At 63.6% G+C, this 21,473-nt stretch carries 25 protein-coding genes; 10 read left to right on the top strand and 15 right to left on the bottom strand.

What is annotated here, in order from left to right:
* Nucleotides 1-95: 95 nt before the first annotated feature.
* Together EOA75_RS09960 and EOA75_RS09955 are read right to left on the bottom strand one after the other, a co-directional pair.
* Nucleotides 96-1,880, bottom strand: a complete 1,785-nt coding sequence (locus EOA75_RS09960; protein WP_067323871.1) for a sensor histidine kinase — start codon at nt 1,878-1,880, stop codon at nt 96-98.
* Between the two features lie 116 nt (nt 1,881-1,996).
* Nucleotides 1,997-2,698 (bottom strand): response regulator transcription factor, encoded by a 702-nt coding sequence (locus tag EOA75_RS09955; protein WP_006201274.1) that lies wholly within the window; start codon nt 2,696-2,698, stop codon nt 1,997-1,999.
* Between the two features lie 341 nt (nt 2,699-3,039).
* Between EOA75_RS09955 and EOA75_RS09950 the strand changes: the two genes are divergently transcribed.
* From EOA75_RS09950 to EOA75_RS09935, 4 genes are all read left to right on the top strand, one after another.
* A complete protein-coding gene (locus EOA75_RS09950; RefSeq protein WP_127324181.1) occupies nt 3,040-4,650 on the top strand; it encodes a phosphoenolpyruvate carboxykinase in 1,611 nt (536 codons plus the stop codon).
* Nucleotides 4,651-4,731: 81 nt separating this feature from the next.
* On the top strand, nt 4,732-5,169 hold the full coding sequence (arfB, locus tag EOA75_RS09945; RefSeq protein ID WP_067002912.1) for an alternative ribosome rescue aminoacyl-tRNA hydrolase ArfB: 438 nt from the start codon (nt 4,732-4,734) through the stop codon (nt 5,167-5,169).
* An 86-nt stretch (nt 5,170-5,255) separates the two neighbouring features.
* Nucleotides 5,256-5,876 carry an alpha-ketoglutarate-dependent dioxygenase AlkB gene (locus tag EOA75_RS09940; RefSeq protein WP_127324180.1) on the top strand — a complete coding sequence of 207 codons (621 nt, stop codon included), beginning with the start codon at nt 5,256-5,258 and terminating at the stop codon, nt 5,874-5,876.
* A gap of 58 nt (nt 5,877-5,934) precedes the next feature.
* Nucleotides 5,935-7,059, top strand: coding sequence for a phosphatase PAP2 family protein (locus EOA75_RS09935; RefSeq protein ID WP_095799057.1), 1,125 nt, complete (start codon nt 5,935-5,937; stop codon nt 7,057-7,059).
* Between the two features lie 114 nt (nt 7,060-7,173).
* Here EOA75_RS09935 and coaA read toward each other — a convergent pair whose 3' ends face one another.
* From coaA to hisB, 9 genes are all read right to left on the bottom strand, one after another.
* A complete protein-coding gene (gene coaA, locus EOA75_RS09930) occupies nt 7,174-8,133 on the bottom strand; it encodes a type I pantothenate kinase (protein ID WP_067002907.1) in 960 nt (319 codons plus the stop codon).
* Nucleotides 8,134-8,217: 84 nt separating this feature from the next.
* A complete protein-coding gene (locus EOA75_RS09925; protein WP_067323877.1) occupies nt 8,218-8,541 on the bottom strand; it encodes a phosphoribosyl-ATP diphosphatase in 324 nt (107 codons plus the stop codon).
* 9 nt (nt 8,542-8,550) lie between these two features.
* On the bottom strand, nt 8,551-9,345 hold the full coding sequence (gene hisF / locus EOA75_RS09920) for an imidazole glycerol phosphate synthase subunit HisF (RefSeq protein WP_164747333.1): 795 nt from the start codon (nt 9,343-9,345) through the stop codon (nt 8,551-8,553).
* Nucleotides 9,342-10,181: an arginase family protein gene (locus tag EOA75_RS09915; protein WP_127324179.1), complete on the bottom strand. Its 840-nt coding sequence runs from the start codon at nt 10,179-10,181 to the stop codon at nt 9,342-9,344. The genes hisF and EOA75_RS09915 overlap by 4 nt, the downstream gene beginning before the upstream one ends.
* Entirely contained in the window at nt 10,178-10,924 is a 747-nt protein-coding gene (gene hisA / locus EOA75_RS09910) for a 1-(5-phosphoribosyl)-5-[(5-phosphoribosylamino)methylideneamino]imidazole-4-carboxamide isomerase (protein WP_067323881.1), read from the bottom strand. The genes EOA75_RS09915 and hisA overlap by 4 nt, the downstream gene beginning before the upstream one ends.
* Nucleotides 10,921-11,217 (bottom strand): DUF1330 domain-containing protein, encoded by a 297-nt coding sequence (locus tag EOA75_RS09905; protein ID WP_127324178.1) that lies wholly within the window; start codon nt 11,215-11,217, stop codon nt 10,921-10,923. Before EOA75_RS09905 ends, hisA begins: the two co-directional genes overlap by 4 nt.
* The gene (gene hisH, locus EOA75_RS09900; protein WP_095799061.1) at nt 11,218-11,868 is read right to left on the bottom strand and encodes an imidazole glycerol phosphate synthase subunit HisH; all 651 of its coding nucleotides are present in this window, start codon (nt 11,866-11,868) and stop codon (nt 11,218-11,220) included. It abuts the gene before it with no gap.
* A 1-nt stretch (nt 11,869) separates the two neighbouring features.
* On the bottom strand, nt 11,870-12,343 hold the full coding sequence (locus tag EOA75_RS09895) for a DUF2628 domain-containing protein (RefSeq protein WP_067002897.1): 474 nt from the start codon (nt 12,341-12,343) through the stop codon (nt 11,870-11,872).
* Between the two features lie 4 nt (nt 12,344-12,347).
* The gene (gene hisB, locus EOA75_RS09890) at nt 12,348-12,947 is read right to left on the bottom strand and encodes an imidazoleglycerol-phosphate dehydratase HisB (protein ID WP_095799441.1); all 600 of its coding nucleotides are present in this window, start codon (nt 12,945-12,947) and stop codon (nt 12,348-12,350) included.
* Between the two features lie 203 nt (nt 12,948-13,150).
* Between hisB and hslV the strand changes: the two genes are divergently transcribed.
* From hslV to EOA75_RS09865, 5 genes are all read left to right on the top strand, one after another.
* Entirely contained in the window at nt 13,151-13,702 is a 552-nt protein-coding gene (hslV, locus tag EOA75_RS09885; protein WP_067002895.1) for an ATP-dependent protease subunit HslV, read from the top strand.
* Between the two features lie 49 nt (nt 13,703-13,751).
* Nucleotides 13,752-14,276, top strand: a complete 525-nt coding sequence (locus EOA75_RS09880) for a GNAT family N-acetyltransferase (RefSeq protein ID WP_095799442.1) — start codon at nt 13,752-13,754, stop codon at nt 14,274-14,276.
* A gap of 5 nt (nt 14,277-14,281) precedes the next feature.
* Nucleotides 14,282-14,881 carry a DUF2585 domain-containing protein gene (locus EOA75_RS09875; protein ID WP_127324177.1) on the top strand — a complete coding sequence of 200 codons (600 nt, stop codon included), beginning with the start codon at nt 14,282-14,284 and terminating at the stop codon, nt 14,879-14,881.
* Between the two features lie 5 nt (nt 14,882-14,886).
* A complete protein-coding gene (gene hslU, locus EOA75_RS09870; RefSeq protein WP_127324176.1) occupies nt 14,887-16,197 on the top strand; it encodes an ATP-dependent protease ATPase subunit HslU in 1,311 nt (436 codons plus the stop codon).
* Between the two features lie 129 nt (nt 16,198-16,326).
* Nucleotides 16,327-17,286: a DUF1402 family protein gene (locus EOA75_RS09865; protein WP_127324175.1), complete on the top strand. Its 960-nt coding sequence runs from the start codon at nt 16,327-16,329 to the stop codon at nt 17,284-17,286.
* Between the two features lie 18 nt (nt 17,287-17,304).
* Here EOA75_RS09865 and EOA75_RS09860 read toward each other — a convergent pair whose 3' ends face one another.
* Genes EOA75_RS09860 through EOA75_RS09845 form a run of 4 tightly spaced genes read right to left on the bottom strand, consistent with a single transcriptional unit; the run spans nt 17,305 to nt 20,853 of the window.
* Nucleotides 17,305-18,114 (bottom strand): 3-methyl-2-oxobutanoate hydroxymethyltransferase, encoded by an 810-nt coding sequence (locus EOA75_RS09860; protein ID WP_095799064.1) that lies wholly within the window; start codon nt 18,112-18,114, stop codon nt 17,305-17,307.
* A gap of 37 nt (nt 18,115-18,151) precedes the next feature.
* Nucleotides 18,152-19,369: an FAD-dependent oxidoreductase gene (locus tag EOA75_RS09855; RefSeq protein WP_245466602.1), complete on the bottom strand. Its 1,218-nt coding sequence runs from the start codon at nt 19,367-19,369 to the stop codon at nt 18,152-18,154.
* Nucleotides 19,370-19,385: 16 nt separating this feature from the next.
* Entirely contained in the window at nt 19,386-19,700 is a 315-nt protein-coding gene (locus tag EOA75_RS09850) for a MocE family 2Fe-2S type ferredoxin (RefSeq protein WP_127247512.1), read from the bottom strand.
* Nucleotides 19,701-19,746: 46 nt separating this feature from the next.
* Nucleotides 19,747-20,853: a fatty acid desaturase family protein gene (locus EOA75_RS09845; protein WP_127324182.1), complete on the bottom strand. Its 1,107-nt coding sequence runs from the start codon at nt 20,851-20,853 to the stop codon at nt 19,747-19,749.
* Between the two features lie 176 nt (nt 20,854-21,029).
* On the opposite strand from EOA75_RS09845, the gene EOA75_RS09840 reads away from it, so the two are divergent.
* Nucleotides 21,030-21,473, top strand: a 444-nt coding sequence (locus EOA75_RS09840) for a LacI family DNA-binding transcriptional regulator (protein ID WP_127324173.1), incomplete at its 3' end; no start/stop codon positions are given.

Genomic DNA, 21,473 nt, shown 5'->3' with positions numbered 1-21,473 from the left:
GGACGCCGCGATCGCCGATCAGGATCGCCGTTGCGTGGATATTTTCGGGCTTCACGGCAAGATCGGACATGATCGTTTCTGTCTGGGAACGGAGATCAGCCTTCGGCCGGCAGGGTCACCACGAAGCGCGCGCCCTTGATCTCGCCCGGCTTGGTGCCGGGGATGTTTTCCGCCGTCAGCGTGCCGCCATGCGCTTCGACGATCTGGCGGCTGATCGACAGGCCCAGGCCGGAGTTCTGGCCGAAGGCCTCACCGGCGGGCCGGTCGGTATAGAAGCGCTCGAAGATGCGATCGATCTTTTCGGCTCTGATGCCCGGACCGTTGTCGTCGACGGTGACGATGTTGAACTTGCCGGCGCGCGCCAGCGAGATGGTGATATGGCCGTGTTCCTCGGGAACGAAGGAACGCGCGTTCTCGATCAGGTTGGTGATGACCTGGCCGATCCTCAGATCATGGCCGACAACGACATAGCCTTTGACGCCCTGCGGCAGCTTGGCGACCTTGAGCTCGATCTCGACCGACTTCTTGTTGCGCGTCGTCTCGCGCGAGACCGCGACAAGATCGGTGATGAACTTCTTCAGGTCGACCGTCGAGGCATCCTCGCGCGCCAATTCGGCATCGAGCCGCGAGGCATCGGAAATGTCGGTGATCAGCCGGTCGAGCCGCTTCACGTCGTGCTGGATGATTTCCATCAAACGCTCGCGTGAGGTGTCGTTCTTGGCCAGAGGCAGCGTTTCGACCGCGCTGCGCAGCGAGGTCAGCGGATTCTTGAGCTCGTGCGAGACATCGGCAGCGAAGCTTTCGATCGCCTCGATGCGCGCATAGAGCGCGTTTGTCATGTCGCGCACCGCGATCGACAGATTGCCGATCTCGTCCTGACGGTCGGAGAAGTCAGGGATCTCCTCGCGGTTCTTGACGCCGCGCCGCACCCGTACGGCAGCAGCCGACAGCCGCCGCAGCGGATTGGCGATCGTGGAGGCCAACAGCAGCGAGAGGATGGCCGTGACGAGCGCCGCGATGCCGAACACGCGCAGGATCGCCTTGCGTTCGGCCGCGACGATCTTGTCGATGTCGCCGCCTTCGGTGGACAGCATCAAGACCCCGAGCACGGCGCGGAAGCGCTGGATCGGCACCGCTACCGAGACGATCTGTTCGCCCTGCTCGCTTACCCGCACGATGGTCGAGGGACTGCCGGTCAGCGCCTTGACCACTTCGGGGAAGGCCGCGCCATTGCCGCCGGGCTGTTCGTGATAGACGGGCAGGTCCTTGTTGCGGAAGAAGTCGAAGACGAATTTCTCGACGCGCTCCAAAAGGCCGGGCTGCTCGTCGTCGACAGGCGGGAGGTCGTAGCGCAGGATCTGGCCGCGCGAATAGAGATGCCGCGAATCGAGCAGCAGGTTCGCGTCGCGGTCGTAGATGCGGGCGCGCGTGCGGGTCGGCGAGATCAGCCGCCGCAGCACCGGCGCCACGCGCTCGGGATTGATCGGGAAGTCGAGATTGTCGAGCTGGTCGGAGCCTGGCCCCAGGCTTTCGCCGGCCTGCAGCTCGAGCAGCTTTTCCGGATCGATGCTGATCGAGTCGGTCTCGACCGTCGCCGAGGCCGCGATGGCGCCGGCGATGATCTCGCCTTGCGTCATCAGGCTTTCGACGCGGGCGTCGATCAGCCCGTCGCGGAAGGTGTTGAGGTAGAGGATGCCCGTGACCAGCACGGCAAGGCCGGCCAGGTTGAGAAACAGGATGCGCCGCGTCAGGCTGGAGAAGATGTGGTGGCCGAGGAAGCGGCGCATCGGCACCGTGATCTTCGACAGGAATGCAGGCACGATACGCGACGGGCGCTTCGCCGCGCCCGCCCGCCTGCCTCGCTCTGCGTCCACTGCCATCAACTAGCAGTCCCTGTCCGGTGAATGGTGCATGGCGAATGGAAAAATGGGGCGCTTAGATAGAGCCCATTGGGCCGCTCGCACCATCCACCATTCACCATTGACTATTCACTATATCAAGCTTCCCGAAACCGGTACCCGACTCCGTAAAGGGTTTCGATCATCTCGAAGTCGTCATCGACGGCCTTGAACTTCTTGCGCAGCCGCTTGATGTGGCTGTCGATGGTGCGGTCGTCGACATAGACCTGCTCATCATAGGCCGAGTCCATCAGCGCATCACGGCTTTTTACCACGCCGGGGCGCTGCGCAAGCGAATGCAGGATCAGGAACTCGGTTACCGTCAGCGTCACCGGCTCGCCCTTCCAGGTGCAGGTGTGCCGCTCCTGGTCCATCACCAGTTGGCCGCGCTCGAGCGAGCGCGCCTGCTGGCTGGGCGCCTTGGCGGCCGCCTCGCGGGCGCTGGTGCGGCGCAGCACCGCGCGCACCCGCTCGACGAGCAAGCGCTGCGAGAACGGTTTGCGGATGAAGTCGTCGGCCCCCATCTTGAGGCCGAACAATTCGTCGATCTCGTCGTCCTTCGAGGTCAGGAAGATCACCGGCAAGTCGGATTTTTGCCGCATCCGGCGCAACAGCTCCATGCCGTCCATGCGCGGCATCTTGATGTCGAGGATGGCGAGGTTGGGCGGCCGCGCCGCCAGGCCTTCGAGTGCCGACGCGCCGTCGGTGTAGGTTTCGACGCGGTAGCCCTCGGATTCGAGCGCGATCGACACCGAAGTCAAAATATTTCGGTCGTCGTCGACAAGCGCGATTGTTGCCATTTCAAGCGGCTCCCTCATGAGCTGTCCCTTCTGTCGTCGAGAAAGGGCTTTTGCAGGACAAATTGGGTACAAAATGTGGCACGGGCCTTGTCCGAAGTCACGGGCGGCCTGCCGCTACACACGATCGCACCCATAACCGGATTGGACGAACGAAGCCTGCCAATCCTTTGGGCAACCTCTGTGATTTTTTGCACATATAAACGATTTAAACAACTTTCAAAATTTTTAAATCGATTAATGATTTGATATCATTCGCCTTTTCTGGTTCTGACCCTAATTAGTCCCTTGCGCGTTCCGGCAATGACCGGTCAGACGCGGCCAAAATCCGGAGAGGAAATTTGATGTCGGAAGCCGGCAAACGCAACCCCGACTGCGCCATTGACGCGATCGGCCTGAAGACCACGGGCACGGTGCGATATAATTTCGGCGCTGCCGAGCTCTATGAGGAAGCGATCCGCCGCGGCGAGGCGAAATTGACCGCGCAGGGCGCGCTGGTTGCCGAGACCGGCCAGCACACCGGACGCTCGCCGAAGGACAAGTTCGTCGTGCGTGACGACAGCACCGCCCCGCATGTCTGGTGGGAAAACAACAAGGCGATCTCGCCGGCGCAGTTCGAGACGCTCCTCGCCGATTTCCGCGCCCATGCTGCGGCCAAGGATCTCTATGTGCAGGATCTCGTCGGCGGCGCCGACGCCGAGTTCCAGCTGCCGGTTCGCGTCGTGACGGAATTCGCCTGGCACTCGCTGTTCATCCGCAATCTCCTGATCCGCCCGCAAGCCGCCGAGCTCGACCGCTTCGTGCCGCAGATGACGATCATCGACCTGCCGTCCTTCCGCGCCGCCCCGGCCCGCCACGGCACCCGCGCGGCGACGGTTATCGCGGTCGACCTCACCCGCAAGTTCGTGCTGATCGGCGGCACGTCCTATGCCGGCGAGATGAAGAAATCGGTGTTCACCGTGCTGAACTACCTGCTGCCGCAAAAAGGCGTCATGCCGATGCATTGCTCGGCCAACGAAGGACCCGCCGGCGACGCGGCCGTCTTCTTCGGCCTTTCCGGCACAGGCAAGACGACACTGTCGGCCGATCCATCGCGCACGCTGATCGGCGACGACGAGCACGGCTGGGGGCCGCACGGCATCTTCAACTTCGAAGGTGGCTGCTACGCCAAGACGATCAGGCTTTCGGCCGAGGCGGAGCCCGAGATATTCGCCACCACGCAGCGCTTCGGCACGGTGCTGGAGAATGTGATTCTCGACGCTGCGCGCGCGCCGGATTTCGACGACGGCCGCCTGACGGAGAACACGCGCTGCGCCTATCCGCTGGATTACATTCCCAATGCCTCGAGGACCGGCCGCGCCGGCCATCCGAAGAACATCATCATGCTGACGGCCGACGCCTTCGGCGTCATGCCGCCGATCGCCCGGCTGACGCCGGCGCAAGCGATGTATCACTTCCTCTCAGGCTATACCGCCAAGGTCGCCGGAACCGAAAAGGGCATAACTGAACCCGAGGCGACCTTCTCGACCTGCTTCGGCGCGCCCTTCATGCCGCGCCATCCGTCAGAATACGGCAATCTGCTGCGCGAGCTGATCGCCGGCCATGGCGTCGATTGCTGGCTGGTCAATACCGGCTGGACCGGCGGCGCCTATGGCACCGGCCGTCGCATGCCGATCAAGGTGACGCGCGCCCTGCTCGGCGCGGCGCTCGACGGCTCGCTCAATGCCGCCGAATTCCGCACCGATGCCAATTTCGGCTTCGAGGTGCCGGTGGCGGTGCCGGGCGTCGACGGCGCCATTCTCGATCCGCGCTCGACCTGGGCCGACAAGGCGGGCTATGACAGGCAGGCCTCCAAGCTGGTCAACATGTTCGCCGCCAACTTCGAGAAATTCGAAACACATGTCGACGCGGCCATCCGCGGCGCGGCACCGCGCCTGCAGGAGGCGGCGGAATAGCTGCCGCTCCAACATCTTCCTCCAGGGCCCGGCTTTGGCCGGGCCTTTTCTTTTTCCCGCCGCCGCGCCATGACTGTGCGCATGAATGCCGACGACAGGATCATCATCGCCAGTGATGCGGTCATCCATCCGGATGACCTGCACGAGGACTTCATCCGCTCTTCCGGGCCGGGCGGCCAGAACGTCAACAAGGTGGCGACCGCCGTCCAGCTGCGCTTCGACGCCGCCAATGCGCCGGGCCTGTCGGAGCGGGTGCGGGAGCGCGCCATCAAGCTCGCCGGCCAGCGCGCAACCAAGGATGGCGTCATCGTCATCGAGGCCGGGCGCTTCCGCACTCAGGAACAGAATCGCGCCGACGCGCGAGCCAGGTTGACGGCACTGGTCGCCAAGGCGGCCGAGCCGCCGCCGCCGCCGCGCAAGAAGACGAAGCCTTCGAAGGGCGCCGTCGAGCGGCGCCTCAAGACCAAGGCCGGGCGCTCGACGGTCAAGAAGCTGCGCGGCCGGGTTGAAAGCGACTAGGGGCCGACATCCGACGACGGCCGCTTTCGGGTCGCGAAGCCGTTCTGCCGGTGGCATGCTCGGACGAACTGATCGGATCGAATCCCATGCTCGTTCTGCCCAAGGGCATTCGCCATATGCCGGGCTATCTGTCGCGCACGGAGCAGGAAGCGCTGGTCGAGGAGATCAGGCGCATCGTGCAGGCGGCGCCGCTTTACGTGCCGGCCATGCCGCGCACCGGCAAGGAGATGAGCGTGCGCATGACCAATTGCGGCGTGCTCGGTTGGGTGACCGACCGCGAGCGCGGCTATCGCTACCAGCCGATGCACCCGGTGACAGGCGAGCCCTGGCCGCCGATCCCCGAAGCCCTGATAAAAGTGTGGTGCGAGGTGTCGGCCTATTCGCACGCGCCGGAAGCCTGCCTCGTCAATTTCTATTCGAGCGAGGCCAAGATGGGTCTGCACCAGGACCGCGACGAGCAGGATTTCGCAGCACCCGTCGTTTCGGTGTCGCTCGGCGACGACTGCCTGTTTCGGGTCGGTCACACCACGCGCGAAGGCGGCACCAAGTCGTTCAGGCTGAAGAGCGGCGATGTCGTCGTGCTTGGCGGCGAGGGACGCCTCTGTTTCCACGGCGTTGACCGCATCTACCCAGCGACCTCGGCGCTGTTGAGGAGTGGCGGCCGTATCAATCTGACGCTGCGGCGGGTAACGGTGCCCGCAAGCTAACGAAATCTAGAAGTTTTCCTCATAAAGACGGGCAGCTATTGCAGCTTGGGGCTCGGCAATGACGGAAAGCTATTCGGTCCTCCGCGGCCTGTGGGCAATCGTCACGGAGGCAGCCCAACTCGTTCGGAGGGATTCGGGCCTCTATCTGGCCATCGTCATTTATGTTTTGGCCGGGCTGATCTTTCTGAACGCGATTGGCGCGGCCGACCGCCTCGCGTTCTCGATATATTTCGGGTCCTGGATCTCCCTCAACGGCTTCGCACTGCCCACAATAGCAATCCTTGCCGACGCAATTCTCATTATGCATCGCTTCAATTCCCGGCGACGTTTGGTTGCGAAAAGAGTGTTTTCGACCGGGCGGTTGGCATATTCGCTATCGGGATTGTGCCTTCTGATGGCGCTCATGATCTTTCAGGGCAATTTCACTTCCGTGAAAAACGGAATGTCGGCCTGGCAAGGCGGTTTTCAATTCGATGTCCTGCACGCGGACATCGACGCTTTCCTCCATTTGGGCGCCGATCCGTGGCGCTGGCTCTACTCCGTGGCCGAAAGTGATCTGGTGCGCGCCATAATAGAATGGAACTACAACGTCTTCTGGTTTCTGCTGAATTTCGTCGGCTTGTTCTTCGTCGCCACATCGCCCATGGTGGCATCGGTCCGAACGCGCTATCTCGCCTGCTTTATGGCAGTCTGGATCCTGGTCGGGAACATCCTGGCGGCGCTGTTCCTCTCGGCGGGTCCGGCATTTTACGGCGCGGTCACGGGAGACACGGCGCGATTTGGTGAACAGCTTGCATTCCTGGCCCGCGGGGCTGGGTCAAGCAACTCCGCGGCCGCCTACCAGCAGTATCTATGGTCGCTGTATGAGGCCAAGCAGACCGGTTTTGCCACGGGTATCTCGGCGTTTCCCAGCGTTCACGTCGGCCTTGCAATGCTCAATGCATTGTTCGTGCGCGAATACAGCCGCCTCCTCGGCGCCTTCGCTCTGCTCTACGTGGCCTTTGTTGCTGTCAGCTCGGTCTATCTGGCATGGCACTATGCAATAGACAGCTATGTCGCCGTCATCGTCGTGTCTGTGATTTACATCGTCGCTCGCAAGCTGATCCCCGCGGACCGTCGCCTCGTGCCGAACATGCCGATCGGAGCCGTCAACCGTCCCGTGGCCGCCGCTACGGTCTGCTGAGACCCGGCTCCTTATCGAAGCTGCCGCCGACTAAGAACAAAGACTAATTTGAAAGCGCGTCGCCTGAATCGACGCCAGGGCCATGCGCTTTAGGCGCCGGTCCGCCGGATTCTATCAGAGTTTCCGCAATGCCACCTCTTCGACCAGGTGGTTGGCGCCTTTGCGCAGGATGAGGTCGGCGCGCGCCCTGGTCGGCAGGATGTTCTCGCGCAAATTCTTCAGGTTGATGTTGCTCCACAGGCCCTCGGCGATGGCGCGGGCGGCATCCTCCGACAGCTGCGAATAGCGGTGGAAGAAGGAGTCCGGGTTGCGGAAGGCAGTCTCGCGCAGTCGCATGAAGCGCTGGGTGTACCACTGGTGAATCAGCTTCTCGTCGGCATCGATATAGATGGCGAAGTCGAAGAAATCCGACAGGAACGGCACGATCTTGCCGTCCTTCGGCAGCTTGCCCGGCTGCAAAACATTGATGCCTTCGAAGATCAAAATGTCCGGCCTGTCGATGGTGACGAACTCGCCCGGAATGACGTCGTAGGTCAGGTGCGAGTAGACCGGGGCCCGGACATCGCGCTGCGCCGACTTGATGCCGGAAAGGAAGCGGAGCAGGGCGCCGACGTCGTAGCTTTCTGGAAAGCCCTTGCGCTCCATCAGATTGTTGCGGCGCAGGATCTCGTTCGGCAAGAGGAAGCCGTCGGTGGTGATGAGATCGACCTTCGGGCTCGACGGCCAGCGCGCCAGCAATTCCTTAAGCACGCGAGCGGTGGTCGATTTGCCGACGGCGACCGAGCCGGCGATGCCGATGATGAACGGCGTCTTGACGACGTCCTGCGCGTTGAAGAAGGCCTGGCGCTGCCTGAACAGCAGCTGGCTCGCCTCGACATGCGCCGAAAGCAGACGGGAAAGCGAGAGGTAGATGCGCTTGACCTCTTCGAGGTCGACCGGGTCATTGAGCGAACGCAGCCGGTCGATCTCGTCCTCGGTCAGCGTGAGCGGCGTGTCGGCGCGGAACTGCGACCATTGCTCGGCCGAGAAGAAACGAAAGGGGGAGTATTTCTCGGTCGGAGCAAGCTGGTCCATCGAGTCTCCTGCCCTCCTAGAGCATGATGCCGAAAAGTGTGGAGCGGTTTTCGGACGACATCATGCTCTATCCGTCTTTAGCGGTCAGCCCCGGGGCCGGGACGCCTTTTCAGCGACGCCCGAGCGGCCGGTGCGGCCCTCGAGCTCCTTCAGCACGTCCTCCAGCGGAATGCCCGCGATCGCGAGGACGACCAGCCAATGATATAGAAGATCGGCGCTTTCCGAAACGAGGGCCTGCCGGTCGCCGCGAACGGCGGCGATCACAGCCTCGACCGCTTCCTCGCCGAGCTTCTGCGCCGCCTTGTCCATGCCCTTGGCGAACAATTTCGCCGTCCATGACTCCGGATCACCGGAATGGGCGCGCTGATGAATTATCGTTTCCAGCTCGGCGAGTGAAAATTGAGCCATAGCAGTGGTTTAAGTCCGATGAACGGTCGAGTCCAGCCGCATCGGCAGGCCGGCGCCCGCCATATGCGCCTTGGCCTCGGCGATGGTGTAGGTGCCGAAATGAAAGATCGAGGCGGCAAGAACGGCGGCGGCATGGCCATCGCGGATGCCTTCCACCATGTGATCAAGCGTGCCGACGCCGCCCGAAGCGATGACCGGCACACGCACGGCATCGGCGATCGCGCGGGTCAGCGCGATATCGTAGCCGGCCTTGGTGCCGTCGCGGTCCATCGAGGTCAGCAGGATCTCGCCGGCGCCGCGATCGACCATCTTCTTGGCGAACTCGACCGCGTCGATGCCGGTCTTCTCGCGCCCGCCATGCGTGAAGATCTCCCAGCGGTCGGCCTCGCCGGCAGCCGATACTTTCTTGGCATCGATGGCGACGACGATGCACTGGTTGCCGAACTTGTCGGCAGCCTCCGCGACGAAATCCGGGTTCTTCACCGCCGCCGTGTTGATCGATACTTTGTCGGCGCCGGCCAGAAGCAGCCTTCGGATGTCGGCCACCTGGCGCACGCCGCCGCCGACGGTCAGCGGCATGAAACATTGTTCGGCCGTGCGGGCGACCACGTCGAAGATCGTCTCGCGATTGTCGGACGATGCGGTGATGTCGAGGAAGCAGAGCTCGTCGGCGCCCGCCGCATCATAGGCCTTCGCCGCCTCGACCGGATCGCCGGCATCGACCAGGTCGACGAAATTGACGCCCTTGACCACGCGGCCGTTCTTGACGTCGAGACAGGGAATGACGCGGGCTTTCAGCATCAGCGCCCCTCCATGGTCGACAAAAGGTCGACCACCAGCGCGCCGACCTGCGGCGGCACCTCGCCCTTCGGGTCGAACGCCGGATCGTAGGCGGAAATGGTAAGCCCGGCGATGCTGAGCGGGCCGGCAAGGCCGCACATCGCGGTGCGGACCTGCTCCGGCGCCGGGCCGCCAGGCGTTGCGTAACGATTGGCCTGCAGCTTTTCCGGATCATGCACGTCGAGGTCGACATGCATGTGAATGCGCTCGGCACCCGTGGCCTTCAGCTTCGCCGCGGCGGCTGCCCAGTCCGGACACTCGGTGCGAATGATCGGCAGCTTCTCCAAAAGCTCTTTCTCGGCCGTATCGAGGTCGCGTGCGTTGACCAGGACACAGCGGGCCGGCTCGATCGGCTTGAAGCCGGGAATCTGCGCCGCCATGCGCCGCCAGCACAATCCAAGCGCCGTTGCCAGCGCCATGCCGTCGAGAAAGCCGGAGGTGGAGGTTTCCGGCGTGTTGAGGTCGCCATGCTGGTCGGCCCAGATGATGGCGTCCGCGCCTTCACCGGCCACCGCGCCCGCGCTGGTCAGGCAATTGCCGGCCAGAACGATGGGAAAGCGCCCATTGTCCAGCGCGATGCGGACCTCGCCCGAAACGACGTTGCAGACGGCAAATCCCGTGCCGATCTCGCGCTCCTGCTCGTCCTCGACGACCTTGCCGATGTCGCGCACCTCGACGTCGTGACCGGCAAGCTTCAGCGCCTCGGCCAGCCCGCCGGAGATCAGCGCATCGGGGCCTTGGCCACAGCGGCCGTGAAAGTGGCCGCTGTCATAGGACGCCAGGATGATCGAGATGTTCACGCTCGTGCCTCCGCGTTGTTGCCGCGCAGGATGGCGAGCGCCTCCGCCGGGTCGATGCGCCCGTCATAGAGCGCGCGACCGGAGATCGCACCCTCCAGGCGCTTCGCATCGGGCATGGTCATGCGCACGATGTCGGCGATGGAGGCCAATCCGCCGGAAGCGATCACCGGGATCGACACCGCCTCGGCAAGGTCGATGGTGGCATCCCAGTTGATGCCGGAGAGCACGCCGTCGCGGTCGATGTCGGTGTAAATGATGGCGGCCACGCCCGCACCTTCGAACTTCCTCGCCAATTCGATGACGCCGAGTTCCGAGGCTTCGGCCCAGCCCTCGACCGCCACCTTGCCGCCCTTGGCGTCGATGCCGACTGCTACCTTGCCGGGAAAGGTCCTGCATGCCTCCTTCACCAGTTCGGGCTCCCGCACCGCCACGGTCCCGAGGATGACTCGCGCCAGCCCGCGGTCCAGCCAGTCCTCGATCTGCGCCAGCGTGCGGATGCCCCCGCCGAGCTGCACCGGGTTCTTCGTCGCCTCGAGGATGGCGCCGACCGCGGCGGAATTGACGCTCTGGCCCTTGAAGGCGCCGTTGAGGTCGACGACGTGCAGCCATTCGAAGCCTTGCTCTTCGAAGGCTCGTGCCTGGGCCGCCGGGTCATCGTTGTAGATGGTGGCGGTCGCCATGTCGCCGTGCTTCAGGCGCACGCATTTGCCGTCCTTGAGGTCTATTGCCGGAAACAGGATCACGACCAGGCGCCCTCGACGATGGCGAAGTGGCCGGTCGATGCCGCCAGCCGGAATTTCAAGGCTTCCTGGTACTCGGGCGACTGATAGCAGGCGAGCGCCCTGTCGTAAGAATCGAACTCCACCACGACATGGCGGTTTCCCGTTGCTCCCTCCGGGTCGGTATGGCGGCCGGCCCGAACAGCAAACTTCGCGCCAAATTTGGCGAAGGCCTTCGCGTTGGCCTCGATGTATTTCTTGTAGGTGTCCGGGTCGCGGACATCGATCATGGCGATCCAGTAGCCCTTCTTGCTCATTCAGGGCCTCCAATTCAGGAAATTGGTGATCAGCGCCAGGCCGAGCGCCTGGCTTTTCTCGGGATGGAACTGCGTGCCGGCAAAGTTGTCGCGGGCAACGGCCGCCGTCACCGGCCCGCCATAGTCGGCCGTCGCCAGCACCTCGGCCGGGTTCCTCGCCTCCAGGTGGTAGGAATGGACGAAATAGGCGTGCAGCCCTTTCGGACCGGTCTCGATGCCCGAAAACAGCGGATGCTTGCGCGCGAGCTCGATCGTGTTCCAGCCGATCTGCGGGATCTTTAGTGCCGGATCCTTCGGCGTGATTTCCTTGACGTCGCCGGCAATCCAGCCAAAACCCTCGGTGACGGTCTTTTCCAGCCCGCGTTCCGACATCAATTGCATGCCGACGCAGATGCCGAGGAACGGCCGCCCTTTGCGAAGCGCCGCCTCTTCCACCGCTTCCCACATGCCGGGGACGGCATGCAGGCCGGCCGCGCAGTCGGCATAGGCGCCGACGCCCGGCAGGACGATGCGGTCGGCGCTGCGCACCCGCTCGGCGTCGGCGGTGAGATCGATGGTCGCGGCGATGCCCGCCTCATGCGCGGCGCGCGCGAAGGCCTTGGTGGCCGAGCGCAGATTGCCCGACCCATAGTCGATGATCGCTACCCGCATGTCAGGGCCTTCCCGGCGTATGGGTCAGCCCCAGCGCCATGCCCGTCTGCGCCGGCCGCGCCAGGTTGGTGTCGGGCACGATGTGCGGCATCGGCGCCTGTTCCTGCGTGCGCTCGCTGGCTTCAAGCGCGTGACGGACCTCGGCATCGCCGAGCCTGCCGGCCTCGACGACGCCCCATTCCCGCCAGCCGCGGCGGCGGAGCGCCGCGATCCGCAGGGCCTGGCCTTCGAAGCCGATATAGAGCGACACCAGCAGCGAGAGCGCCGATCCAGCCCATTCAAGCCTGAGTTTCTCGCCGAGCATGGACAACGCCGCCATGGCGGCGAAGGTGAGCAGGGCCTCGATCCAGAGGCGGTGCCAGGCGAGCCAGATCGGCGAGAACAGGAAACCGAGCCAGGTGAAGCTGTCGCGCACCAGGGCGGCGTCCTTCTCGTTGCCCCCCGCAGGCGGCTCCATCACGACATAGATGGCCATAGGGTTATCCTTTCAGGGATCCCTTGGTGGACGGCACCGCATCGGGCTGGCGCGGGTCAGGCTCCAGCGCCACGCGCAGCGCCCTGGCCACGGCCTTGAAGCAGGTTTCCGCGATATGATGGTTATTGGCGCCGTAGTGGTTGGTCACATGCAGCGTTATGCCGGCATTCTGCGCCAGCGCCTGGAAGAATTCGCGCACCAGCTCGGTGTCGAATGTGCCGATCTTCGGCGACGAGAAGGAAACGTTCCAGACCAGGAACGGCCTGCCGGAAACGTCGATCGCCGCCCGGGTCAGCGTCTCGTCCATTGCGAGCTCGATCGAGGCAAAGCGCATGATGCCGCGCCGCTCCCCCAAAGCCTTGCTCAGAGCCTGGCCGATGGCAATGCCGGTATCCTCGACCGTGTGATGGTCGTCGATGTGAAGATCGCCTTTGGCCTCGATCGTCATGTCGATCAGCGAATGGCGCGACAGCTGATCGAGCATGTGGTCGAAGAAGCCGACACCCGTCGAAATGTCGGATTTACCCGTGCCGTCGACATGGACCGATACGGAAATCTCGGTTTCCTTGGTCTTGCGGCTGATTTCTGCGGAACGGGGCGGCATCAGTCTGTCCTGTTCAGAGGCGCGGGCTTGAAAACGAGAGCCTTCTATCAGCATGATCCGGCGATTGCCAGTTGCCATTCCGGACTGTATCGGCCTTGCCGCGGACGGTTTGCAATAACTCGCCCTATGCATACATATGGCCGATCAAAGTCACTCGTACCGCGCCAATCGCCTTTGAGGGATAGCGCGACTCGGAGCAGGAAATGTCGAATGAACTGACCATGCACGCCACGACCATCGTCACCGTGCGCAAGGGCAGCAAGGTTGTCATCGCCGGCGACGGCCAGGTCAGTCTTGGCCAGACCATCATGAAGGGCAACGCCCGCAAGGTGCGCCGCATCGGCAAGGGCGGCAGTGTCATCGCCGGTTTTGCCGGCGCCACCGCCGACGCCTTCACCCTCCTCGAACGCCTCGAAGCCAAGCTCGAACAATATCCTGACCAACTGACCCGCGCCTGCGTCGAGCTCGCCAAGGACTGGCGCACCGACCGCTATCTGCGCCGCCTGGAAGCGATGATGCTGGTCGCCGACAAGTCGGTCTCGCTGGCGCTGACCGGCACCGGTGACGTGCTCGAGCCGGAACATGGCGTCATGGCCATCGGCTCCGGCGGCAACTACGCGCTCGCCGCCGCCCGCGCGCTGATGGACACCGACAAGGACGCCGAGGAGATCGCCCGCAGGGCGATGCAGATCGCCGCCGACATCTGCGTCTACACCAACAGCAGCTTCGTCGTCGAAACGCTCGATGCCGCCTAGGCGGCCGGCCATGATCCCGAAAAATGGGAATCGGCTTCTGGAACAGATCATGGTCGAACAGGAAGACAGCTACGATTTTCGGCCGATCACCCAAAAGGATCTGCCGATGATCGCCCGCTGGCTTGCCGAGCCGCATATCGCCGAATGGTGGGGCGATCCGGAAAAGGAGATCGCCGAGATACGCGAGCATATCGGGTCGGTTTCGGTGGAGCCGCTGATCGTCGAATTGGGCGGCAAGCCGATCGCCTATCTGCAGAGCTACGATCCGCATCTCGAGGACAACCATCCTTACGCCGACCAGCCATTCGGCACGCTGGGTATCGATCTGTCGATCGGGCCGCCGGACCTGGTCGGCATCGGCCACGGCTCGGCCATCGTCCGCCAGTTCGTCGCGGAACTGTTCGAGGAAGGCGCGCCGCGTGTCGTCATCGATCCGCATCCCGGCAATGGCCGCGCCATCCGCGCCTATGAAAAGGCCGGCTTCAGGCCGATCGGCCGCAGGCATTCGGAATATGGGGACGTCGTGCTGATGGCCGTCGATGCGGCCGAAGGCGACCAACAAGAGGGGGACTGATCACAATGACCGCATCCGGGGGAGACAAGGCACTTTCGGCCTATGAAGACAGCTGGCGCATGGGGCTGCTGCTGGTGCTGGCTCTCGTCGTGTTCCAGGCCGGCATTCTCTACGGCATGGGCCATCCGCCGATCTGCACCTGCGGCTACGTCAAGCTCTGGCACGGTGTGGTGAACAGCTCGGAGAATTCCCAGCACATCGCCGACTGGTACACCTTCTCGCACATCATCCACGGCTTCCTGTTCTATGCGCTGGCCTGGGCTCTGTTCCCGCGCTCGCCCGTCGGGCTGAGGCTGGCTTTCGCCGTCCTCATCGAAGGCGGCTGGGAACTCCTGGAGAACAGCCCCTTCATCATCGACCGCTACCGCGCCGGCACCATCTCCCTCAACTACTACGGCGACAGCATCATCAATTCGGTGTCCGACACGCTGTTCATGGCGCTCGGATTTGTGATGGCGCGAAAGCTCCCTATATGGGTGATCGTGGCTCTGGCGCTCATTTTCGAATTCGGCACGGGCTACATCATCCGGGACAATCTGACGCTCAACGTGATCATGCTGCTGCATCCGTTCGAGTCCATCAGGCAGTGGCAAAGTGGAATTTGAGTAACATGAGCACCTTTTCTCCCCGCGAAATCGTTTCGGAACTCGACCGCTTCATCATCGGCCAGAAAGACGCCAAGCGCGCCGTGGCGATCGCCTTGCGCAACCGCTGGCGCCGCCAGCAGCTGGAGGGCCAGATGCGCGAAGAGGTGATGCCCAAGAACATCCTGATGATCGGCCCGACCGGCGTCGGCAAGACCGAGATCTCGCGCCGGCTGGCGCGGCTGGCCGGCGCGCCTTTCGTCAAGGTCGAGGCCACCAAGTTCACCGAGGTCGCCTATGTCGGCCGCGACGTCGAGCAGATCGTGCGCGATCTCGTCGAGGTCGCCATCGGGCTGACGCGCGAGAAGATGCGCGAGGACGTCAAGGCGCGCGCTCACATCAATGCCGAAGAGCGCGTGCTCGAAGCTTTGGTCGGCAAGACCGCGAGCCCGGCCACGCGCGACAGCTTCCGCAAGCGGCTGCGCGACGGTGAGCTCGACGACAAGGAGATCGAGATCGAGGTGGCGGACACCGGCACCGGCGGTATGCCGGGCTTCGAGATCCCCGGCATGCCGGGCGCCAATATCGGCGTGCTCAACATCAACGACATGCTGTCGAAGGCGATGGGCGGCAGGAAGACCAAGACCCGCAAGACGACGGTGAAGGAATCCTACGCGCTACTGATCAATGACGAGTCCGACAAGCTGCTCGACCAGGACGAGGTGGTTCGCCAGGCGCTGGAATCGACGGAGAATGACGGCATCGTGTTCCTCGACGAGATCGACAAGATCGCGGCCAGGAGCGACATTTCGGGCGGTCCCTCGCGTGAAGGCGTTCAGCGCGATCTGCTGCCGCTGGTTGAAGGCACCACCGTTGCGACGAAATACGGGCCGATCAAGACGGACCATATTCTTTTCATCGCCTCGGGCGCGTTTCACGTCTCCAAGCCTTCGGACCTGCTTCCGGAGCTGCAGGGCCGCTTGCCGATCCGGGTCGAATTGCGTGCCCTGGAGAAGCAGGATTTCGTCCGCATCCTCACCGAAACGGAGGCCAGCCTCATCAAGCAGTATATTGCGCTGATGAAGACCGAAGGCGTCGAGTTGGCCTTCACCGACGACGCCATCGATTCGCTCGCCGGCATTGCCGTCGACCTCAACGCCAATGTCGAGAACATCGGCGCCAGACGCCTGCAGACGGTGATGGAACGGGTGCTGGACGAGATTTCCTACGACGCGCCGGACCGCCACGGCACGGCGGTCACCATCGATGCCGACTACGTGCAGAAGCATGTCGGCGATCTCTCGCGCAACACCGACCTGTCACGGTTCATCCTCTAACGGGCGAAGCCCGGCGATGTGTGGCCAGATGGTACCATCTGGCCACCTTTCGTCCCGTCGGAAGCTTGCCTCGTCTCGACTCTCCCACGCGCTTTACCTAGTTTGCCGCCGACTTGAAGGCGGCGGTGGATGAAGAAACGCATACTTCTTTTTGTTGGGCTGGCATTGGCCGCGGCGATGGCAACGGCGAACGCGGCGACCATGGTGCCGCCGGGCAATCGCAACAGCGTGCAGCCGGATATTCCGGGCGCTTCCAGCCGGCGCACTCAGGCCACCAACACCAGCTTCCAGGCCAAGTATCGCAAGGTCTACGCGCTCTTGCAGAACGATGCCGAGCTGCGCGCCAAGATCAGGAAAGTGGCGGCCGCCTACGACATCGATCCGATGCACATCGTCGGCGCCATCGTCGGCGAGCACACCTACAATGTCGACGCCTATGATCGGCTGCAGACCTATTACGTCAAGGCAATGTCCTACCTGTCGAGCAAGCTCACCTTTGCTTATGAAGGGGAGGACGTCAGCGATTTCGTTGAGCGGCCGCAATTCCAGAAATGCGCCGGCATAACCGACAGCTACGATCTCTGGGAATGCCGCGAGCAGGTGTGGAACCATTCCTTCCGCGGCAAGACCGTCGGCGGGACCAGCTTCCCCAACGACCGCTTCGGAGCCACTTTCTTCCAACCCTACTATGCCGGCCAGACTTTCGGACTCGGCCAGCTCAACCCGCTGACGGCGCTGCAGATGAGCGATCTCGTGCACAAGGTCTCCGGCCTGCCCGAGCTCGACGTCAATGATCCGAACACGGTCTACAACACCATCATGGATCCCGACCTCACGCTGCCTTACGTCGCTGCGACCATCAGGAAGTCGATCGACGCCTACAACAGCATCGCCGGCTTCGACATCTCGCACAATCCGGGCCTGACCGCCACGCTCTACAATGTCGGCAACCCCGAGCAGCGCGCCTATGCGTTGGAGGAGGAGAACGAGAAGCGTCGCGCCGCCGGGGAAGCGGAAAAGCTGCCCGAGGAGAATTATTACGGCTGGCTGGTCAACGACAAGCTGGACGAGCTGAAGACGCTGTTCTAGCCGGCTGAGCCGGGTGGCTCAGTAGCCTTCCGAGGCGAGAAACGCCTCGAACTTGCGCATTTCGTCGGCATCCGCCTCGACCATGTGCCGCGGCTCTGGATAGGCGCCCGCCTGGATATCGTCGGCATATTCGCGGAAGGCCGCGATGCGCTCGCTCTGCAGGCGGTCGAACTCCGCCGCGAAGTCGCGGTACCGCTTGGCATGGCGCGGATAATGGCCGCGATTGCTGCCGAGCACGTCTTCCGCGAACAGATATTGCGCATCGCAGCCGGCGCCGGCGCCCATCGAGATCATGATCAGCGATGTACGCCGCGAGATCGCGCTTGCAACCGGGGCCGGCACGACTTCGATCTCGGCGGCGAAGGCGCCGGCGGCTTCAAGGTCCTTGACCTGCTTCCAGACGAAGGCGGCACTTTCGGCCGTCTTGCCGACCGCCTTGAAGCCGCCCGTCCAGGTCGCATGCGCCGGGATCAGTCCGACGTGACCGCAGACCGGAATGTGCTCGTCGCGCAGCCGGCGGATGGTCTGCAGGCTGGCCGCGCAATACATGGCGTCGGCGCTGGCCGCGCGCAGCTTCACCGCCATGCGCAGGATCTCGTCGGTGGTTGCGCCCAGCTTGATGCGTTCGTCGCCGGGAATGGCAAAGCAGGTGGGCGCGGCGTCGCGAAAACGCGGATCGAAGATAAGATCATAGGGGACCGAGATGATGTCGATGCCGGCACGCTCGGCGGCCTCGGCCTCCTCCAGCGAGAAAACGCGCAGCTTCGAAAGCTGGCGCTTGCCCTTCAGCAATTGCAAATCGGCGACGGTCGGTCTGTTGCGTGCCATGTCCGTGGATCCCCTCGTTTCCAGCGATTACTCGGGCCTATGCCGCCAGCAGCGACTTCAGCTTGACCGATTGCGTGCCGAGCGCCTCAGGCGCGGGCGTCGCCCGCTTCGCGATCAGCATCTCGGCCAACCGTATGTCGCGCGCCACCGCATTGCCGGGCCCGATGCCGCTGGCGGCGACCAGCCTGCCGTCCTCGGCCAGGTGGAACAGAATGAAGGCGCCGTCGTAGAGGTCGCGCCGTACGGTCGAGCGGCCTTCGTCAGAAAGCCCGGCGATCTGCAGCGTGAGCCCATATTGATCCGACCAGAACCACGGCACCGCGGCATGCGCCTCGTTGGCGCCCAGCATGTTCTTCGCGGCGAGCGCGCCCTGCTCCTGCGCGTTGCGCCAGGCTTCCAGCCGCACGCGCCGGCCGCCATAGACGGCGAGCGGGAACGAGCAGCAGTCGCCGGCGGCAAAAACATCCGGATCCGCGGTGCAAAGGTTCTCATCGACGGCGATACCATTGTCGATCGCAAGTCCTGCTTCGGCGGCGAGCGCCGTCACCGGCACCGCGCCGATGCCGATCACGGCAAGATCGGCGACGATGTCCTGCCTGTCGGCAAGCGTGATGCGAACTTGCGTGCCGTCATCGGCAATCGCCGTGATGCCTTGGCCGGTAAGCACCTTCACGCCTTCGGCCTGATGCGCCTTATGAATGATTTCCGCGACCTCGGCCGGCACGCCGCGCATCAGGATGCGCGGCTGCGCCTCGAGCACCGTGACCTTTGCGCCTAGCTTGCGCGCCGAAGCGGCAAGCTCGAGGCCGATGAAACCGCCGCCGATGATGGCGACGCGGTTCTCCGGCTTGAGATGGGCGCGGATCGCGAGCGCGTCGTTGAAGGTCCTGAGATAAACGCAGCGGCCGCCCAGACCAGGCATCGGCAGCTTGCGCGGCACGGACCCGGTCGCGAGCAGCAGCTTGCCATAGCCAAGCGAAGAGCCGTCGGAGAGGCGCACGAGATGCGCGGCGCGGTCGATAGCGACGGCCCGAACGGAATGGATGTGGCGGATCGAGTGTTCGGCCAGAAGCTCGTCGCTGGCGATCGCCTTAATGAGGGGCGCCTCGCTGGTCATCGCCTCCTTCGACAGCGGCGGCCGTTCATAGGGCAGATGCGGCTCGTCGCCGACCAGCGTCACCGGCCCTTCATGACCAAGGTCGCGCAGGGTAAGCGCGGCACGACCGCCGCACTCGCCGGCGCCGATGATGACCATTCCTCCCGCCATGCCGTCACCCAAGCTGAATGAAGACTTTGCCGGCGTCGACCTTGACCGGATAGGTCTTGAGATTGACGCAGACCGGCGCCCCGCGCGCGTCGCCGGTCTTGTAGTTGAAGCGGCCATTGTGTTTTGGACACTCGATGATGTCGTCCATCACCAGCCCATCGGCCAGATGCACTTTCTCATGCGAGCAGAGGCCGTCGGTCGCGTAATACTCGTCCTCCGGGCTGCGATAGATGGCGTAGGTGCGGCCGGCATGATCGAACCGCATTACGTCCTCCTCGTCGATGTCTCCGGCCGCGCAGGCCTCGACCCAGTCGCTCATGTCGTCCTCCGGCGAAATTCTTCGTTGTCGGTTGTGTCGGATCCGGTCACTCGGCCGCGGCCGCTACCGGATTGTCGTTGTGCAGCTCTTCCCGGTAGGGCTTTGCCGTCGGCGGCAGCTCGCGCTTGAGGAAGTAGTCCTCGTTGCGCAGCTGGCGCAGGAAGGCCGGGATCATCTCGCGGTAGCCGGCCAGGATCGACGGCGTCGGCGCGGGCAAATCGTGCTTGATCAGCTCATGCAGCTTGGGCAGCGCGTGGTAGGGCACCATCGGGAACATGTGGTGCTCCACATGGTAGTTCATGTTCCAGTAGATGAACCGGCTGATCGGGTTCATGTAGACGGTGCGGCTGTTCAGCCGATGGTCGATGACATTGTCGGCCAGCCCGCCATGCTGCAGCAGCCCGGTCATGACGTGATGCCAGGCGCCGTAGAGGCGGGGCAGGCCGACGAGCATCAGCGGCAGCCATGAATGCAGATAGAGCGCCAGCGCGATGGTCGCGACATAGATGGCGAGCCAAATACGGGCGATGCGGATGGCCTTGGGCTGCTCCTGTTCCGGGATGAAGGTCTGTTCTGCGGCGCTGATGACGCCGGCGGCATTGCGCACCATGTCGGTCATCGCATGCCAGGCATCGAGCATGCCGAAAAAATTCAGCACAACGCGCAAAAGGTCCGGCGGTCGCATGACGGCGATCTCCGGGTCGCGGCCGACGATGATGGTGTCGGTGTGGTGGCGTGTATGGCTCCAGCGCCAGGTCACCGGATTGCGCATGATCATGAAGCAGGCGAGCTGGTAGACCGCATCGTTCATCCATTGGGTGCGGAAGGCCGTGCCGTGACCGCATTCGTGCCAGCGGGAGTCGGTCGAGGAACCGTAGAGCGTGCCATAGACAAAGAAGAACGGCACGCACCACCAGCTGCCCCAGAACCAAGCGCCGCCCGCGCCACTGAGGAACAGCGCACCGAGCCAGATGATGGTGTCTCGGATAGCGGGCTGGTCGGAGCGCTGCATCAGCTCCTTCATCTGCTTGCGCGGGATCTCGGTGTGGTACCACTGGGCCGCCGAAAGACCGTTCTCGACCGCGCGCTTGGCGTCGCGGCCGGTCAGGCTGTAGTCGCGTCCGGACGGCGCCGGAGACGTGATTGCCGTCATTGCGGGGTCCTCCATCAGCACCTGGCGAATGGCCCTCGGCAATGCCGCGCCTCGCCCATGGCTGGCTTCGACTTCACCATAGCGCCAAGTCATGATAGCCTCAATGTCACAAAGATAGATTCTATCATTTTCTATCAGATTGGGCTAATCTGAGTCGGGCAAGCGATGGAGCACTCATGGCAAAGCGGCCGACAATCACCGATCTCGCGCGCGTTTCAGGCTTCAGCGTCGCCACGGTCGACCGGGTGTTGAACAATCGCCTGCCGGTGCGCGAGGAGACGGCGCGTCGCGTCTACGAGGCGGCGACCGACATCGGCTATCACGCCGCTGGCCTGATCAGGCAGCGCATGCGCCAGGAGTTGCCCGAATATCGTCTCGGCTTCCTGCTGCTGCGCGGCAATGACGTTTTCTACGGCGATTTCGCGCGCGAGCTGGAGCTTGCGGTCTCGCAATCGCAACGTTTCCGGGGCACTGCGACGATCGACTTCGCCGCTTCGCTGGCGCCCGATGAGATCGCCGCCCAGATGCGCAAGCTGGCGGCGAAATCCAGGGCCATCGCCGTGGTCGGTCCGGATCATCCGACGCTGACGGCGGCGGTGGAGGCGCTGAAGGCGCGAGGG

It is taken from the genome of Mesorhizobium sp. M1A.F.Ca.IN.022.07.1.1 (assembly GCF_003997575.1).
Lineage (GTDB): Bacteria > Pseudomonadota > Alphaproteobacteria > Rhizobiales > Rhizobiaceae > Mesorhizobium.
Note: the sequence above shows the minus strand (reverse complement) of the source record. Positions and strands in the feature narration are given on the sequence as shown.